The following is a 15,717-nucleotide window of genomic DNA, read 5'->3' as shown; positions in this document are numbered from 1 at the left end:
GACCTCGTGAAAAGGTCGGGCGGATCGCACTCTTTACCGCAAATGGCAGAGCACCTGAGGCCACGATGGCGACTCCTGGGGGACGCAGATCCCTGCGAGACTTGAGCGTCTGATCGGACCGGCGCAGTCTGGACGACCTTAGCGCGCCCTGGCGCGAGGCCCAGCGAGAAAACTTCATGCTCAATCTGTTTCGCGACCTGCCCGATGCCTCCGCGGCGGAGGTGTTCACCTCCCTGCTGGAGCGACCTGGCTGCCGCATCGAGCGGATCGTCTCCCAGGGCCAGACGACGCCGGCGGAGGCGCCCTGGCGGCAGGCCCATGAGGAATGGGTGCTGCTGCTGAAGGGCGCTGCACGGATCGCCTTGGAGGGGCGGGAGGTGGTGCTCGAACCGGGCAGTACGTTGTTTATCCCGGCTGATACCGAGCACTGGGTGACCTACACCGATCCCGCGATCGCTACGGTGTGGCTGGCGATCCATCTCGGTGCGGTGGACGGGGCTCCAGCACCCACCTGAAGCGACACTCGGACTCTTCCGGCCAGGCACCAACGGCTCGGGTCACTGCAAAGGCGTCCTGAGCGGCAGGTGAAGGGCGCGCTCGGCCTTTGGATGCGAGCGGGTAAGAATCGCAGGCACAAAAAAACCGGCGCTAGGCCGGTTTCTCTGATTTCCAGATCCCGCAGGATCCGGAAGCTTGTCTTGGTGCCCAGGGACGGAATCGAACCGCCGACACGGGGATTTTCAATCCCCTGCTCTACCAACTGAGCTACCTGGGCAACGGGGCGCATTAAAAGCGTTTCTCGACCTTGTGTCAACAGTGAGCCCAAAAAATATTTAGATTTTTCGGGCGCTTAGCCGTCGACTCAGGCGCTGGGAGGTACGTAACCCTCGGCCTGGGCGTAGTCTTCACCGGACAGGAACTTGTCCATCTCGGCCTGCAGGAACTTGCGATCCTCGGCGTTCATCATGTTCAGCCGGCGCTCGTTGATGAGCATGGTCTGGTGCTTCTGCCACTCTTCCCAGGCCTGCTTGGAGACGTGCTGATAGATGTCTTCGCCCTTGGCGCCGGGATAGGGCGGGCGATCGAGGGCGGGCAGCTCCTGCTTGTGCTTGCGGCACATCACGGTGCGGGTCATGCGGGTTCTCCTTTGAGCGCCTGCTCGGCGCGCTTGAGCAGTTTCTGCACCGGGGCGGCAAGGCCCAGGCGCGGCGGGGAGGCGAGGTTATACCAAAGCCAGTCGCCCTCGGCCACGCGGTGCTGGCGGTGGTCCACCTGTACCAGCCAGGGTTCGATGGCCAGCTGGAAGTGGCTGAAGGTGTGCACCAGGCCGGGCAGCGCCTGACGTTCGTCGATGACCAGGCCCTGGCGTTCGGCGAGGGCTTCGAGCTCGGCCGCATCGGCCACTTCCGGCGGCCCCCAGAGACCGCCCCAGAGACCGGTCGAGGGGCGACGCTGCAGGAGTACGGCATTGGCGTCGTTGACGAACAGCGGCATCAGCGTCTGTCGTTGTGGCAGGGTCTTGCGCGGCTTGGGCGTGGGAAAGGCGGTTTCCTGGCCCTGCAGATGGGCGCGGCAGCCCGGCTTGACCGGACACAGCAGGCAGCTGGGCTTGCCGCGGGTGCAGAGGGTGGCGCCCAGGTCCATCATCGCCTGGGTGTAGGGGCCGACCCGCTCGTGGGGCATCAGGCGATCGGCCACTTCCCATAGGCGGCGGGCCACGGCGGGTTCGCCGGGATAGCCGGCGGTGGCGGTGTAGCGGGCCAGGACGCGTTTGACGTTGCCGTCGAGGATCGGGGCGCGGATGTCCATGCTCAGACTGGCGATGGCGCCGGCGGTGGAGCGGCCGATGCCGGGCAATTCGGCCAGGGCTTCGACGCTGCGGGGGAATTCGCCGCCATGACGCTCCACCACGGTCTTGGCGGCCTTGTGCAGGTTGCGCGCGCGGCTGTAGTAGCCGAGGCCGGTCCAGAGGTGCAGGACCTCGTCTTCCGCAGCCGCGGCCAGCGCCTCGACGGTAGGGAGCGCCTGCATGAAGCGATCGAAATAACCCAGGACGGTGGCGACCTGGGTCTGCTGGAGCATGATCTCCGAGACCCAGACGCGATAGGGCGTCACGCCCTGTTGCCAGGGCAGGTCCTTGCGACCGTGCAGGTCATACCAGGCCAGCACGGCGGTACCAAAGTCGTCATCAGTCATCGACGTTGCAGCAGCCCTCGGATGGCATTCTGGATGTCGGGGCTGATCTTATCACCGAGCTTCTCTTCGATTTTTTCGTTCAGACGATTGCCGGCGGCGCGGGCGACGATCTGGCCCATGGCCTCGCGATCCAGGCGGCAGGCCTTGGCGCCCAGCTCCAGGGGGCCGCGGCACTGCAGGGGCCACTCGATATCCGCATAGCGCTCGCCGACCTGGCAGCCAGGGTCGGAAGCGGCGTTGGTGTCGCCCTGCACGGTGATGCCCAGCCGGTAGTCCAGGCCGAGGGTACGCAGGTCGATGTCGCCCGCGCCCTTCACCGCAAGGCCGGGCACGCTGACGCTGAGGTCCTGGTTGCGGGCCACGCCGTTGACGATGCTGAGGCTGCCGCTCAACTGGCGGAAGGGGGTGTTCTGGCCGGCATGGGGCAGCTCCAGCGGCTTGCGGTTGAGCAGGGCGATGCCCTGGCACAGCTGGCTTTCGACATTGGCGTCGATCAGCTGGCCGTTGCGCAGGGCGAAGCGCGCGGTACCGCCCAGGTTGTCGATCAGGGTGCGCTGGCTGGCGCCCGAGCTGCGCAGGTCGGCGTCCAGATCGAGCTGGCCTTCCACCGGCGGCTTCTGGCCCTGGGCCTGGAGGATGCGCTCCACCGGTACGCCCTTGATGCGCTCGCGGGCGATCAGTTGCGGCTGGGCGCCGCGCACGTCGAGGGCGCCGTTGGCTTCGAAGCGACCACCGAACAGCTCGCCTTCCAGGGCGCTGAGCTGCAGTTGGCCGTCAGCGGCCCTGGCCTTGAGGCTGGCGCCCTCGAAGGGCAGGCGATTGAGGGTCAGGTGCTGCAGGCCGAGGTCGACCTCGGCGTCCAGGCTGCGCAGGCGCTCCACCGGCAGCAGGGTTTCCTGACTCCAGGCGTGCTGGGTCGGCGCCTCGGGCAGCGGCGAGTTGCCCTGGGCGGCGATGGCGTCGACCTGGGCGACCTCTTCCTGGCGCGCGCCATTGGCCTGGCGTGCCGCGGCGGCCTTGGCCGGCAGGTAGCGATCCAGGTCCAGGCGATCGCCGCTGAGCTGGATGCGCAAGGCGCGGCGGGCGATGTCGGCGATGGCGACGCGGCCCTTGAGGGTGCTGTCGTCCAGCTGGAAGTTGAAGTCGTCCAGCGCCAGGGCGTTGCGGCTGGCCTGCACCTGGGCATTCATCTCGAAGCGCTGCAGGGTCTTGGTATCGGCCATGGCCGGCAATTCGACGCCGATACTGTCGAGGAAGGCGCGCAAGTCCAGGCGGGCGATGGAGACACGCCCGGCCAGCTGCGGATCGCTCTCCAGGCCGGTCAGCTTGAGATCACCGAGGGCCTTGAGGTCGTTGGCGGTGAGCTTGAGGCTGGTCCACTCGGCGGTCTGGGCGCGGCGGTCGACGGCCAACTGGCCGCTGGCGGAATAGTTGACCAGCTTGCCGTTGAAGGGCTCGCCACTGGCGTCGCCGGTCAGCTGGAGATCATCCAGGGCGTACTGCTGGCTGGCCGGATCGAAGCGGAATTTGCCATTGAGCAGCACGGTGGCGTTGACCGGCGGCTGGGTGGTGCTGGCGGTGCCGGCCAGCTTGATGGGAATGGGCGTGCCGGCGTAGATGGCCCCGGTCTCCAGGTCGATACCCTCGAAGGCATAGCGGGCGCCGTTGCGGGCATCGCTGTATTCGACCCGGGAATTGCGCACGGTCAGGCTCTCGACATTGAGCTTGAGCGGCTGGCGTCCCGTGGTCGACTCGCCCGAGGTACCCGTGGCGGTATCAGCCGGCGCGGCGCCCGGGTCCGCCTTGGGCGCCGGGCGGCCGATCTCGGCCCAGTTGGTGCGACCCTGGTCATCGCGGCTGGCGGTGAGGTCCAGACCGTCGATCTTGATGTCGCTCATCTCCAGGTCGCGGCGCAGCAGCAGCGGCAGCAGGCGGACCGAGAGGATCAGTCGCTGCACCTGCGCCAGCTGTCGATCGGGGGTGGCGGCGCTGGCCAGGGTGGCATCGTGCAGTTCGACGCCCAGCCAGGGGAACAGACTCCAGCCGATATCCCCCTTGAGCTGCAGGTCGACGTTGGCCTTGTCGCGCGCCAGCTGGCGGATCTCGTCCTTGTAGTCGTTGGGATCGACCAGGTGGGTGAGGGCGAAGCCTACGGCGACCAGCAGGAGCAGCAGGCCGACGAGGACGATACCCAGCACTTTGGCGAAAGCTTTCATGACGAGGAAATTCCTGTTCCGACGGGCGATGGCGCGACTGGCCAGTATAGGGGCTCGGTCGCGCCCGATGACATCGAGGTGTCGGCGCTGTGACAGCCGTGGTACTCGCCCGTTTCGTCGGATGGCTGATGCCGCCCGTACCCTGGCAAATGAGCAGGGCTGGCAGTTGGCTAGGGTGCGCTTTAATGTCGCGCACCTCTGGTCGGTTGGCGCCGTTTCTTTGACTCGTTTACGGGGAAGCGTGCAGGGAATGTCCACCGGCCTGGACGCAATACACTAGAAAAGGGCTGAACCCATGAGCACTACTCTCACTGCTGGCGGTGTCGCTTCGGCACGTCCGGCTTTCCTTTCCAAGGAGCGCATCGTCGCCCGGCCCGGTTTCAACCGCTGGCTGGTCCCGCCGGCCGCCCTGGCCATCCACCTGTGCATCGGCATGGCCTACGGCTTCTCGGTCTTCTGGCTGCCGCTGTCCAAGGCAATCGGCATCACCGCCGCCGTGGCCTGCCCGGTGGAAATGGGCTTCTTCGAGCAGATCTTCAGTGCCACCTGTGACTGGAAGATCTCCCAGCTCGGCTGGATCTATACCCTGTTCTTCATCTTCCTCGGCTGCTCGGCCGCCCTGTTCGGTGGCTGGCTGGAACACGCCGGTCCGCGCAAGGCCGGGGTCGTCTCGGCCCTGTGCTGGTGCGGTGGTCTGCTGATCTCCGCGCTGGGCATCTATACCCACCAGATCTGGATGCTGTGGCTGGGTTCGGGCGTGATCGGCGGTATCGGTCTGGGCCTTGGCTACATCTCGCCAGTGTCGACCCTGATCAAGTGGTTCCCGGACAAGCGCGGCATGGCGACCGGCATGGCCATCATGGGCTTCGGTGGCGGCGCCATGGTGGGTGCACCCCTGGCCGACGCCCTGATGCGTCACTTCGCGTCGGCCACCGAAATCGGTGTCTGGCAGACCTTCCTGGTCATGGCGGTGATCTACTTCGTGTTCATGCTGAGCGGTGCCCTGGGCTACCGCGTACCGCCGACCGGCTGGAAGCCCGCGGGCTGGACGCCGTCCACCAAGAAGGCCGGCAGCAACATGATCACCAATCGCCACGTCCACGTGAGCAAGATCTGGGGCATCCCGCAATTCTGGCTGGTCTGGGCCGTGCTCTGCCTGAACGTGACCGCCGGCATCGGCATCATCGGCATGGCCTCGCCGCTGCTGCAGGAAGTCTTCGGTGGCCGTCTGCTGGGCAATGGCCTGGCCTACGGTGAACTCAGCGCCGATCAGCTTAAGCAGATCGCCGCCATCGCCGCCGGCTTCACCGGCCTGCTGAGCCTGTTCAACATCGGCGGTCGCTTCTTCTGGGCATCCTTCTCCGATTACATCGGCCGCAAGATGACCTATTTCGTCTTCTTCACCCTGGGCTTCGTGCTCTATGCCATCGTGCCCTGGACCGGTCACCTGGGCAGCGTGGCGCTGTTCGTCTTCGCCTTCTGCCTGATCCTGTCCATGTACGGCGGCGGTTTCGCCACCGTGCCGGCCTACCTCGCCGACCTGTTCGGTACCCAGATGGTCGGTGCCATTCACGGTCGCCTGCTCACCGCCTGGGCTGCCGCCGGCGTCTTCGGTCCGGTGCTGGTCAACTACCTGCGCGAGTACCAGCTGAGTATGGGCATCCCCGCGCCCAGGTGTACGACATCACCCTGTACATCCTGGCCGGTCTGCTGGTGCTGGGCTTCATCTGCAACCTGCTGGTGCGTCCGGTCGCCGACAAGCACTTCATGACCGAGGCCGAACTCGCCGTCGAGCGCGCCAATGGCCATGACAGCAACGCCGGCAGCGCCCAGGTGCTGGAGTGGAGCGCCGATCCCAAGACCAAGCCGCTGGCCATCGCCGCCTGGCTGGCCGTGGGCATCCCGCTGGCCTGGGGCATCTGGATCACCCTGCAAAAGACCGCCGCCCTGTTCAGCTGAGTCGCAGCCGAACCGGACGGTAACCGGGCGGCGTCCCCAGGCGGGCGCCCCTCGCGGCGGGACGCCTCGTCCCGCCGCGCTTTCGATCCAGCCCCCGCGCCCCTATAATATCGGCCCTTTCGCCCACCGATTTTCGCGGAGCAGGCTATGGCCGAACGCAAGGCAACCGTCGAGCGCAACACCCTGGAAACCCAGGTCAAGGTATCCCTGGATCTGGACGGCACGGGCGCAGCGCGCTTCGACACCGGGGTCCCCTTCCTCGAGCACATGCTCGACCAGATCGCCCGCCATGGGCTGATCGACCTCGATATCCACTGCCGCGGCGACCTGCACATCGACGACCATCACACGGTTGAAGACATCGGCATCACCCTCGGCCAGGCCTTCGCCAAGGCCGTCGGCGACAAGAAGGGCATCCAGCGCTACGGCCATGCCTATGTGCCCCTGGACGAGGCCCTGTCGCGGGTGGTCATCGACTTCTCCGGCCGACCCGGGCTGCACTGGAACGTGCCCTTCACCCGCGCCACCGTGGGGCGCATGGACGTCGACCTGTTCCTCGAATTCTTCCAGGGCTTCACCAATCACGCCCAGGTGACCCTGCACGTCGACAACCTGCGCGGCGTCAACAGCCACCACCAGATCGAGACGGTGTTCAAGGCCTTTGGCCGCGCCCTGCGCATGGCCCTCAGCGAAGATCCGCGCATGGCCGGTGTCATGCCCTCCACCAAGGGGTGCCTGTGATGCAGACGGTAGCCGTCATCGACTATGGCATGGGCAACCTGCACTCCGTGGCCAAGGCCCTGGAGCACGCCGGTAGCCACCAGGTGCTGGTGACCGGCGATCCCGCGGTGATCCGCGAGGCGGACCGCATCGTGCTGCCCGGCGTCGGCGCCATCCGCGACTGCATGGCCGAGATCCGCCGGCAGGGCATCGATGAACTGGTGCGCGAAGTCAGCCAGGACCGGCCCTTCCTCGGCGTCTGCGTCGGCATGCAGGCGCTGATGCAGCGCAGCGAAGAGAACGGCGGCGTGGACTGCATCGGCCTGTTCCCCGGCGCCGTGCGCCGCTTCCCGGGCGGCATGCAGGAAGAGGGCGAGACCCTCAAGGTGCCGCACATGGGCTGGAACGAGGTCAGCCATGTGCTCGACCATCCGCTCTGGCACAGCATCCCTGATCGCGCCCGCTTCTATTTCGTGCACAGCTTCTATGTCGAGGCCGGCAATCCGCGCCAGGTGGTCGGTCGCGGCCATTACGGCCTGGACTTCGCCGCGGCGCTGGCCGACGGCTCGCGCTTCGCCACCCAGTTCCACCCCGAGAAGAGCGCCGACTGCGGTCTGCAGCTCTATGCCAACTTCCTCGCCTGGGACGGCCGCTGGTAATGGCGCGCAAGCCGCCCGCGCCGCTGGTGACGCTCGAGCCCGAGCAGAGCCAGCGCCTGGTCACGGCCTTGCAGACCCTGCTGGACGATCGCTTCGAGGTCCGCCTGGGACGGTTCGAAGTCGAGGAACTGCTGGATTTCTTCGCCCGCGAGTGCGGGCCGCTGTACTACAACAAGGCGGTTGCCGACGTGCAGACCCTGCTCAGGGAGCGTGTCGACAGCCTGGAAAGCGACATCTGGGCGCTGGAAAAGCCCTAGATCGCCCTCACCCCCGAGCCAAGGTATTGCCATGCTGATCATCCCCGCCATCGACCTCAAGGACGGTGCCTGTGTCCGCCTGCGCCAGGGGCGCATGGAAGATTCCACCGTGTTCTCCGACGATCCCGTGGCCATGGCCGCCCAGTGGGTCGACGGCGGCTGCCGCCGGCTGCACCTGGTGGATCTCAACGGCGCCTTCGAAGGCCAGCCGGTCAATGGCGAGGTGGTCACCGCCATCGCCAGGCGCTATCCCGGCCTGCCGATCCAGATCGGCGGCGGCATCCGCTCGCTGGAGACCATCGAGCACTATGTGCGTGCCGGCGTCAGCTACGTGATCATCGGTACCAAGGCGGTCAAGCAGCCGGAATTCGTCGCTGAGGCCTGTCGCGCCTTCCCCGGCAAGGTCATCGTCGGCCTGGATGCCAAGGACGGCTTCGTCGCCACCGACGGCTGGGCCGAGGTCAGCGAGCTGCAGGTCACCGACCTGGCCCGTCGCTTCGAAGCCGACGGCGTCAGCGCCATCGTCTACACCGACATCGCCCGCGACGGCATGATGCAGGGCTGCAACGTGCCGGCCACCCGCGCCCTGGCCGAAGCCACCAGCATCCCGGTGATCGCCTCCGGCGGCATCCACAACCTGGGTGACATCCAGAACCTGCTCGACGCCCGCAGCCCGGGCATCATCGGTGCCATCACCGGCCGCGCGATCTACGAGGGCACCCTCGACGTCGCCGAAGCCCAGGCGCTGTGCGACAACTTCAAGGTCTGAGGACTCAGTCATGGCGCTGGCCAAACGCATCATCCCCTGCCTGGACGTGGACAATGGCCGCGTGGTCAAGGGCGTCAAGTTCGAGAACATCCGCGATGCCGGTGATCCGGTGGAGATCGCCCGCCGCTACAACGAGCAGGGCGCCGACGAGATCACCTTTCTCGACATCACCGCCAGCCACCAGGGCCGCGATACCACCCTGCACACGGTGGAGCGCATGGCCAGCCAGGTGTTCATCCCGCTGACCGTGGGCGGTGGCGTGCGCACCGTGCAGGACATCCGCAACCTGCTCAACGCCGGTGCCGACAAGGTCTCGATCAACACCGCGGCGGTCTTCACCCCGGAGTTCGTCGGTGAAGCCGCGGCACGCTTCGGTTCCCAGTGCATCGTGGTGGCCATCGACGCCAAGCGGGTCAGCGGCCCCGGCGAAACCCCGCGCTGGGAGATCTTCACCCATGGCGGGCGCAAGCCCACCGGCCTCGACGCCGTGGCCTGGGCGCAGAAGATGGAAGGCCTGGGCGCCGGCGAGATCCTGCTCACCAGCATGGACCAGGACGGCATGAAGAACGGCTTCGACCTGGGCGTGACCCGCGCCGTCAGCGAGGCGGTGGGCATCCCGGTGATCGCCTCCGGCGGCGTCGGCAATCTGCAGCACCTGGCCGACGGCATTCTCGAAGGCAAGGCCTCTGCGGTGCTGGCCGCGAGCATCTTCCATTTCGGCGAATGCACCATTCCCGAGGCTAAACGGTACCTGGCCGAAAAAGGGATTGTGATACGCTCCACAAAATCTTAAGCACCGGCGGTGCCGGCAGGGAGAGGGGCGTGCGCAAGGGAATCTGGGCCTGCTTGGCCGGTTTGCTGCTGGTATCCACCGCGGTCAGGGCGGAGCTTCCGGCGGGTTATCAGCTGACGCTGCTGACGGAAAACTTCCCGCCCTACAACTTCTCCGTCGATGGCAAGAACTTCGCCCGCGAGGGCGAGCTCAAGGGCATCGCCGTCGACATGGTCCGCGAGATGTGCAAGCGGGCCGGCATCTCCTACAACCTCACCCTGAGATTTCCCTGGGAGCGGATCTACGGCATGGCCTTGGATCAGCCCGACCACGGCGTCTTCGTCACCGCCCGGCTGCCGGAGCGCGAGGGCCTGTTCAAATGGGTCGGTCCCATCGGCCCGGATGACTGGGTCCTGCTCGGTCGCGCCGACAGCCACCTGCAGCTGCGCAGCCTCGACGACGTCCGCAAGCAGCAGCTAAAGATCGGCGCCTACAAGGGCGACGCCATAGCCGAGAGTCTCGTCCAGCAGGGCTTCCAGCCGGATCTTGCGCTGCGCGATCAGGAAAACGTGCAGCGCCTGGTTAAGGGACAGATCGATGTCTGGGCCACCGGTGATCCCGCCGGTCGCTACCTGGCCCGCCAGGAAGACGTGACCGGACTCAAGATGCTGTTGCGCTTCAACAGCGGCGAGCTGTTCCTGGCGCTGAACAAGCAGACCCCCGACGAGGTGGTACAGAAGCTGCAGAAGGCCCTTGACGACATGCGCCAGAGCGGCGCGGTTCAGACCATCTTCAATCGATATCTGTGATCCCGGCGGGCCGAGCGATCGGCGCGGACGGTCGCCTGAGGAGAGAGCTATGCGCAAGTCCTGGTTGGCCATCGCCGCCGTGCTGTTGAGTTGCACCCTTGGCCTGGGGACAGCCCGGGCGGAATTGCCAGCGGGCTATCGCGTGGTGCTGCTGACCGAGAACTTCCCGCCCTTCAACATGGCGGTGGACGACAAGAACTTCGCGCGTGACGACGCCATCGACGGCATCAGCGCCGATCTGGTGCGCGAGATGTTCAAGCGCGCCGGGATCGACTACAACCTCTCGCTGCGCTTTCCCTGGGATCGCATCTACAACCTGACCCTGGAAAGCCCCAACTACGCGCTGTTCTCCGTGTCGCGCACCGAGTCCAGGCTGCCGCTGTTCAAGTGGGTCGGCCCGCTGGGCAAGACCCGCAAGGTGTTCATGGCGCTGTCCGGCAGCACCCTCAAGGTGCCAGACCTGGCCACGGCAGCCCGGCTGCGCGTCGGTGCCTACAAGAATTCCGCCGTGAGCCTGATGATTCAGGAAAAGGGCATCGTCCCCATCGACGCCCTGCGTGATCAGGAGAACATCGCCAAGTTGCAGAAGGGCGAGATCGACGTCTGGGCCACCACCGACGTGGTCGCCCGCTACCTGGCCAAGCAGCAGGGCGTCAGCAACCTGCAGACCCTGCTCAGCTTCCAGGAATCCGACCTCTACCTGGCCCTGAACAAGGACACCCCCGACGAGGTGGTGACCCGCCTGCAGCAGGCCCTGGATGCCATGCGCCGCGAAGGCCTGGTCGACAGCATCACCAACAACTATCTCTAGTGCGCCGCCGCGTGGCGGGCGCCTGGCGAGTTGCGCTGGAGGTAAGCATTCGCCAGCGTCCTGTCTGGACGCGAGGTGCCAGGGATTCCGCATGGCCCCGGCAGCTGGACGGGGCCGCGAAGCCTTGAGGATCGCGGTGAGGTCAGCCGCAGTGAGCGCTGAACGTTGTAAAGGGATACTCGACGAAACCTCGAAAATGCGGCCTTGCGTCGCCAGGGAGTTGTAATGCAAAAGCTGTGGTTGCGTCTTGCAGGGGTACTGCTGGGTTGCACGCTGGGCTTGACCCAGGCCCGTGCCGAGCTGCCGGATTACTATCAGGTCGTGCTCCTGACCGAGAATTACCCTCCCTTCAACATGTCGGTCGATGACAAGAACTTCGCCCGCGATGACGCCATCGACGGTATCGCCACCGATGTCGTCCGCGAGATGTTCAGGCGTGCGGGCATCAAGTACAGCCTTTCGCTGCGCTTCCCCTGGGATCGCATCTATCGGCTGACCCAGGAGACGCCCAACTACGGACTCTTCTCCGTCGCCTACACCGAGGCGCGCAAGGATCAGTTCAAATGGGTGGGACCCTTCGGCCGTTCGAGCTGGACCCTGCAGGCGCTGCCGGGCAGCAAGCTGGACATCAAGACGCTCAAGGACGCCGCCCGCTATCGCATCGGTGCCTATCGCAACGATGTGATCAGCAAGACGCTGACCGCCCAGGGCATTCCGGTCATCGACGCCCTGCGTGATCAGGAAAACGTCGACAAATTGGTGAAAGGCCAGATCGATATCTGGGCTACCGCCGATCCCGTCGGCCGCTATCTCGCCAAGCAGCAGGGGGTGACCGGCTTGCAGACGCTGCTTCGCTTCAACGAGGTGGATCAGTATCTGGCGCTGAACAAGGACACGCCTGACGAAGTGGTGACACGCCTCAAGGCGGCCCTGGAACAGATGCGCAGGGAAGGGGTGATCGACAGCATCACCAACAACTACCTCTGATGCCTGGAAGCCGTCCGCCGGTCGCTAGCGATAGCGACCGCTGCGGCCGTGCCCGGGCATGGCCTGGTTGGCGCGCAGGGCGATCATCTGCGGCAGGTCGATGACTTCCACGCCCTGGGCCTTGAGCAGGGGCAACTGCTGGGCCAGCACCGCCAGGGTTGCCGGGTGCGGATGGCCGATCAGCACCGCGCTGCCCTGGCGCTGGGCCAGCCGCACGCCTTCGGCCAGCTGGGCCGCCACCGCCGCCGGAGTGGCGTCGTTGTCGAGAAAGACATCGCGCGAGACGCTGGCCAGGCCGATCTTCTGGGCTTCCGCCGCAGCCACGGTGGCAGCGCTGGTGCGGCTGTCGAGAAACAGCAGGTGACGCTCCTGCAGGACCTGCATCAACTCGGCCATGGCCGGTCGGTCCGCGGTCATGCGACTGCCTTCGTGATTGTTCACCCCATCCGCCTCGGGTACCCGCTCCAGCGCACGGTCCAGGCGTTGCAGGCGTTCGGCCGAAGACATCTCCGGATGCCAGGCATAGGGACCGCCGGCCGGGTCCATGGGCAGGTGCAGCAGCACGGTGCGTCCGGCACGGTGGGCGGCGGCGGCCAGTTCGGCGGCGTAGCGGGTCTCGGGGATGATCGCCAGGACCACCGGCGCGGGCAGTGCCAGGACCTGACGATCCCGGGCCGGATTCTGCCCGAGGTCGTCGATGACGATGGTCAGCTGCGCGGTGGCGGCCTGGGCAAGCGTGCCGACCAGGGCGAGCGCCCCGGCCAGTAGCCAGCGTCCAGCCCTCACGGGGTATGGGTGACGTTGAGTCCCTTGAGCAGCGACAGCGCCTGGGAGAGCTGGAAGTCGTCATCCTGCGGCCGTGGACTCTGGTTCGGCGCCTTGCTGCCGGTAGGCCGATCGGCGCCGCCATTGCCATTGCCCAGGTGACCGGCCAGATCGGCTTCGCGGAAGTATTCGTCGCCACCGCTCTGCGGGGTGACCTTGGCCGGCGCCACGGCGATGTCCGGAGTGATGCCCTGGGCCTGGATGGAGCGGCCGCTCGGCGTGTAGTAGAGCGCCGTGGTGAGCTTGAGCGCCCGGTCGTTGTTGAGCGGCAGCACCGTCTGCACCGAACCCTTGCCGAAGCTGTCGGTGCCCATGAGGATGCCGCGCTTGGAATCCTGCAGGGCGCCGGCGACGATCTCGGCGGCCGAGGCGCTGCCGCCGTTGATCAGCACCACCAGGGGCACCTTCTCGCTGGGATCGGCGGCATCGGCCGAGAAGCGCAATTCGGAATTGGGCAGGCGGCCCTTGGTGTAGACGATCAGGCCGTGGGTCATGAAGGCATCGGCCACCTCGACCGCCGACTGCAGCACCCCGCCCGGGTTGTTTCTCAGGTCGAGGATCAGGCCCTTGAGCTTGCCCTTGTTTTCCTGACGCAGCTTGGCGAGAGCCTTGACCGTCTCTTCGCCGGTATTCACCTGGAACTGCGAGATGCGCAGCAGGCCGTAGCCGGATTCGAGCAGCTGGCTCTTGACGCTGTTGACCTTGATCACCGCCCGCGCCAGCTTGACGTCGAATGGCTGGCCGCCACCGCGGACGATGGTCAGCACGATGGGGCTGCCCGGCTTGCCGCGCATCTTGTCGACCGCTTCGTTGATGGCCTGGCCCTTGGTCGGCTGGCCGTCGATCTTGACGATCAGATCGCCCGGTTGCAGGCGCGCCTTGGCCGCCGGGGTGTCGTCGATGGGCGAGACCACCTTGATGAAGCCGTTCTCCTGGCCGACTTCCAGGCCCAGACCGCCGAATTCACCGCTGGTAGTTTCCTGCAGTTCGGCGAAGTCCTTGGGTTCCAGATAGGCGGAATGCGGATCCAGGTTGCTGAGCATGCCCTTGATGGCGTTTTCCAGCAGGACCTTGTCCGACACCGGCTCCACATAGGCCGCCTTGATGCGGTCGAACACCTCGGCAAAGGTGCGCAGCTCGTCCAGCGGCAGCGGAGCGCTGGCCGGGGCCGCGGGCGCGGCGCCCGGTGCGACCGGCGTCACCGCAGCCGGCGTGCTCTGCGGCGATTGCGCCTGGACGACTCCGACGCCGCTGAACAGCAGGGCGAGGACCAGGACGGTGGGACGAAAGCGATGCGGCATGTGCAGCTCCTAAACCGAGGTGTGTCGCACTATCCCTGAGCACGGCACCAGATGACCGGGTCCGTCGGGCGGCCCTGTTGGCGGATGGCGAAGTACAAGGCGGAGGCTTCCTGACCGCCGCTGGCGCCGACGGTCGCGATGGCATCCCCGGCCTTGACCACGTCACCCGCAGACTTGAGCAGGCTCTGATTATGTCCGTACAGGCTGAGATAGCCATTCCCATGATCGATGATAACCAGCTGGCCGGCGCCTCTTAGCCAGTCGGCGAAGACCACTCGGCCGTCGTGCACCGCCTTGACCCGGGTGCCGGCCCCGGCCGCGATCAGGACACCGTCCCATTTCGCGCGGGGGTCGTCACCGCGGGCACTGCCGAAGCGGGCCACCAGACGGCCATCGACCGGCCAGGGCAGCTTGCCGCGGGCATTGGCGAAGGCGCCGCCATAGGCAGGTGCTGCACTAGACACCGCCAGCTCCGGGGCGTTCGAGGGGCGCGGGGCTTTCGGCTCGCTTTGCGCCTGGCGCCGTGCCGCTTCCCGCGCCTGGGCGGCGCGGGCTTCGGCCAGTTGTCGCTGCCGGGCTTCCTCGGCTTCGCGGGCCTGGCGCGCGAGGGTTTCCTCGATGGTCTTGAGCACCTTGTTCAGCGCTGCCTGATCCTGCTCGCGATTCTCGATCTCGCGACTCTTGTCGCGGTAGTCCGCGTTGATCTTGGCCAGCGCCGCCTGGCGCTCCTTGCGCACCTCGGCGAGCTCCGCCTGCCGCTTTTCCAGGTCTTCGCGGCGGGCGACCAGGTCGCCCTGTTCCTGCTGGATGCCCTGTTCCACCTCGCGCAACTCGCGCAGGGTGTCGTTGAAGCTGGCGAGCTGATCCAGGCGGGTGCGATTCAGGTAGTTGTAGTAGGTGAGGGTGCGGCTGACCTTTTCCGGATGCTCCTGGTTGAGCAGCAGCTTGAGGTATTCCTGGCGGCCGCTCTGGTAGGCGGCGCGCACCTGCACGGCGATCAGCTGTTGTTGCTCAGCGCGAGACTGGTCGAGCTTCTTCTTGCGCCCGTCCAGCTCTTGCAGCTTTTTTTCGCCGTTCTCCAGCTGCTTCTGCAGCGAGTCGACCTGCTTTTCCAGCTCGCCCATCTGGGTCTCGGTGCCCTGCAGCTGCTTCTGCACGCCGGACTTTTCGGCCTGCACCTGCTTGAGGACCTTCTGCATCTCCTGGATTTCCCGGCGGGTCTGCTCGATCTGCCGCTGGGTATCGGCGCGGTCGTCGGCCAGGGCGGGAGCGAGAACGCTGGCAAGCAGGAGAAGGGCGAGAACACGGCGCATGCGAGGTCGTACGTTTCTAGGGCGAAGCGCCTAGTATGCCCGTCACATCCGGCAAAAAAAACGGCAAGGTACGCCGTTCAGCGTTCACAGCCCGACCAGGCGGCCAGGCTGCGAACGAGAGGG

15 protein-coding genes, 1 tRNA gene and 1 pseudogene are annotated in these 15,717 nt (G+C 66.3%); 10 read left to right on the top strand and 7 right to left on the bottom strand.

Annotated features, from left to right (window positions below; translation table 11 throughout):
- Window positions 1–176 precede the first annotated feature (176 nt).
- The gene (locus BGI51_RS05625; protein WP_187980536.1) at window positions 177–515 is read left to right on the top strand and encodes a cupin domain-containing protein; all 339 of its coding nucleotides are present in this window, start codon (window positions 177–179) and stop codon (window positions 513–515) included.
- A 184-nt stretch (window positions 516–699) separates the two neighbouring features.
- Here BGI51_RS05625 and BGI51_RS05620 read toward each other — a convergent pair.
- The 4 genes from BGI51_RS05620 to BGI51_RS05605 all read right to left on the bottom strand — a co-directional run bounded on the left by BGI51_RS05620 (window position 700) and on the right by BGI51_RS05605 (window position 4,412).
- Window positions 700–775, bottom strand: a tRNA-Phe gene (locus BGI51_RS05620).
- An 87-nt stretch (window positions 776–862) separates the two neighbouring features.
- Window positions 863–1,135, bottom strand: coding sequence for an oxidative damage protection protein (locus tag BGI51_RS05615; RefSeq protein WP_017639567.1), 273 nt, complete (start codon window positions 1,133–1,135; stop codon window positions 863–865).
- On the bottom strand, window positions 1,132–2,196 hold the full coding sequence (gene mutY, locus BGI51_RS05610) for an A/G-specific adenine glycosylase (RefSeq protein ID WP_187980535.1): 1,065 nt from the start codon (window positions 2,194–2,196) through the stop codon (window positions 1,132–1,134). The genes BGI51_RS05615 and mutY overlap by 4 nt, the downstream gene beginning before the upstream one ends.
- Window positions 2,193–4,412 carry an AsmA family protein gene (locus tag BGI51_RS05605; RefSeq protein ID WP_187980534.1) on the bottom strand — a complete coding sequence of 740 codons (2,220 nt, stop codon included), beginning with the start codon at window positions 4,410–4,412 and terminating at the stop codon, window positions 2,193–2,195. The genes mutY and BGI51_RS05605 overlap by 4 nt, the downstream gene beginning before the upstream one ends.
- Window positions 4,413–4,707: 295 nt before the next feature.
- Here BGI51_RS05605 and BGI51_RS05600 point away from each other — a divergent pair.
- The 9 genes and pseudogenes from BGI51_RS05600 (at window position 4,708) to BGI51_RS05560 (ending at window position 12,155) form a co-directional block, all read left to right on the top strand.
- Window positions 4,708–6,371, top strand: a pseudogene (locus tag BGI51_RS05600) (OFA family MFS transporter).
- 147 nt (window positions 6,372–6,518) lie between these two features.
- A complete protein-coding gene (gene hisB / locus BGI51_RS05595) occupies window positions 6,519–7,112 on the top strand; it encodes an imidazoleglycerol-phosphate dehydratase HisB (protein ID WP_058768514.1) in 594 nt (197 codons plus the stop codon).
- Window positions 7,112–7,750, top strand: coding sequence for an imidazole glycerol phosphate synthase subunit HisH (gene hisH, locus BGI51_RS05590; RefSeq protein WP_183632598.1), 639 nt, complete (start codon window positions 7,112–7,114; stop codon window positions 7,748–7,750). Before hisB ends, hisH begins: the two co-directional genes overlap by 1 nt.
- Window positions 7,750–8,007, top strand: coding sequence for a DUF2164 domain-containing protein (locus BGI51_RS05585; RefSeq protein WP_007159788.1), 258 nt, complete (start codon window positions 7,750–7,752; stop codon window positions 8,005–8,007). Before hisH ends, BGI51_RS05585 begins: the two co-directional genes overlap by 1 nt.
- Before the next feature lie 31 nt (window positions 8,008–8,038).
- Window positions 8,039–8,776 carry a 1-(5-phosphoribosyl)-5-[(5-phosphoribosylamino)methylideneamino]imidazole-4-carboxamide isomerase gene (gene hisA / locus BGI51_RS05580; protein ID WP_007159787.1) on the top strand — a complete coding sequence of 246 codons (738 nt, stop codon included), beginning with the start codon at window positions 8,039–8,041 and terminating at the stop codon, window positions 8,774–8,776.
- 10 nt (window positions 8,777–8,786) lie between these two features.
- On the top strand, window positions 8,787–9,569 hold the full coding sequence (gene hisF / locus BGI51_RS05575) for an imidazole glycerol phosphate synthase subunit HisF (RefSeq protein ID WP_007159785.1): 783 nt from the start codon (window positions 8,787–8,789) through the stop codon (window positions 9,567–9,569).
- Window positions 9,570–9,598: 29 nt separating this feature from the next.
- A complete protein-coding gene (locus BGI51_RS05570; protein WP_187980533.1) occupies window positions 9,599–10,357 on the top strand; it encodes a substrate-binding periplasmic protein in 759 nt (252 codons plus the stop codon).
- A gap of 49 nt (window positions 10,358–10,406) precedes the next feature.
- Window positions 10,407–11,168, top strand: coding sequence for a substrate-binding periplasmic protein (locus BGI51_RS05565; RefSeq protein ID WP_064306835.1), 762 nt, complete (start codon window positions 10,407–10,409; stop codon window positions 11,166–11,168).
- 225 nt (window positions 11,169–11,393) lie between these two features.
- Window positions 11,394–12,155: a substrate-binding periplasmic protein gene (locus tag BGI51_RS05560; RefSeq protein WP_133861985.1), complete on the top strand. Its 762-nt coding sequence runs from the start codon at window positions 11,394–11,396 to the stop codon at window positions 12,153–12,155.
- A 24-nt stretch (window positions 12,156–12,179) separates the two neighbouring features.
- On the opposite strand, the gene BGI51_RS05555 is transcribed toward BGI51_RS05560, so the two are convergent.
- The 3 genes from BGI51_RS05555 to BGI51_RS05545 are packed head-to-tail and all read right to left on the bottom strand — an operon-like array spanning window position 12,180 to window position 15,594.
- Complete coding sequence (locus tag BGI51_RS05555) at window positions 12,180–12,941, bottom strand: divergent polysaccharide deacetylase family protein (RefSeq protein WP_133861984.1); 762 nt, start codon at window positions 12,939–12,941, stop codon at window positions 12,180–12,182.
- Window positions 12,938–14,281 carry a S41 family peptidase gene (locus tag BGI51_RS05550; RefSeq protein ID WP_007159780.1) on the bottom strand — a complete coding sequence of 448 codons (1,344 nt, stop codon included), beginning with the start codon at window positions 14,279–14,281 and terminating at the stop codon, window positions 12,938–12,940. Before BGI51_RS05550 ends, BGI51_RS05555 begins: the two co-directional genes overlap by 4 nt.
- A gap of 29 nt (window positions 14,282–14,310) precedes the next feature.
- A complete protein-coding gene (locus BGI51_RS05545) occupies window positions 14,311–15,594 on the bottom strand; it encodes a murein hydrolase activator EnvC family protein (protein WP_133861982.1) in 1,284 nt (427 codons plus the stop codon).
- Between the last annotated feature and the right edge of the window lie 123 nt (window positions 15,595–15,717).

Origin of the sequence: Pseudomonas oryzihabitans, from assembly GCF_014522265.1 — a bacterium.
GTDB classification, from domain to species: Bacteria; Pseudomonadota; Gammaproteobacteria; order Pseudomonadales; family Pseudomonadaceae; genus Chryseomonas; species Chryseomonas aestiva.
The sequence above is the reverse complement of the archived record's forward strand: the minus strand, read 5'-3'. Positions and strand labels throughout refer to the sequence as shown.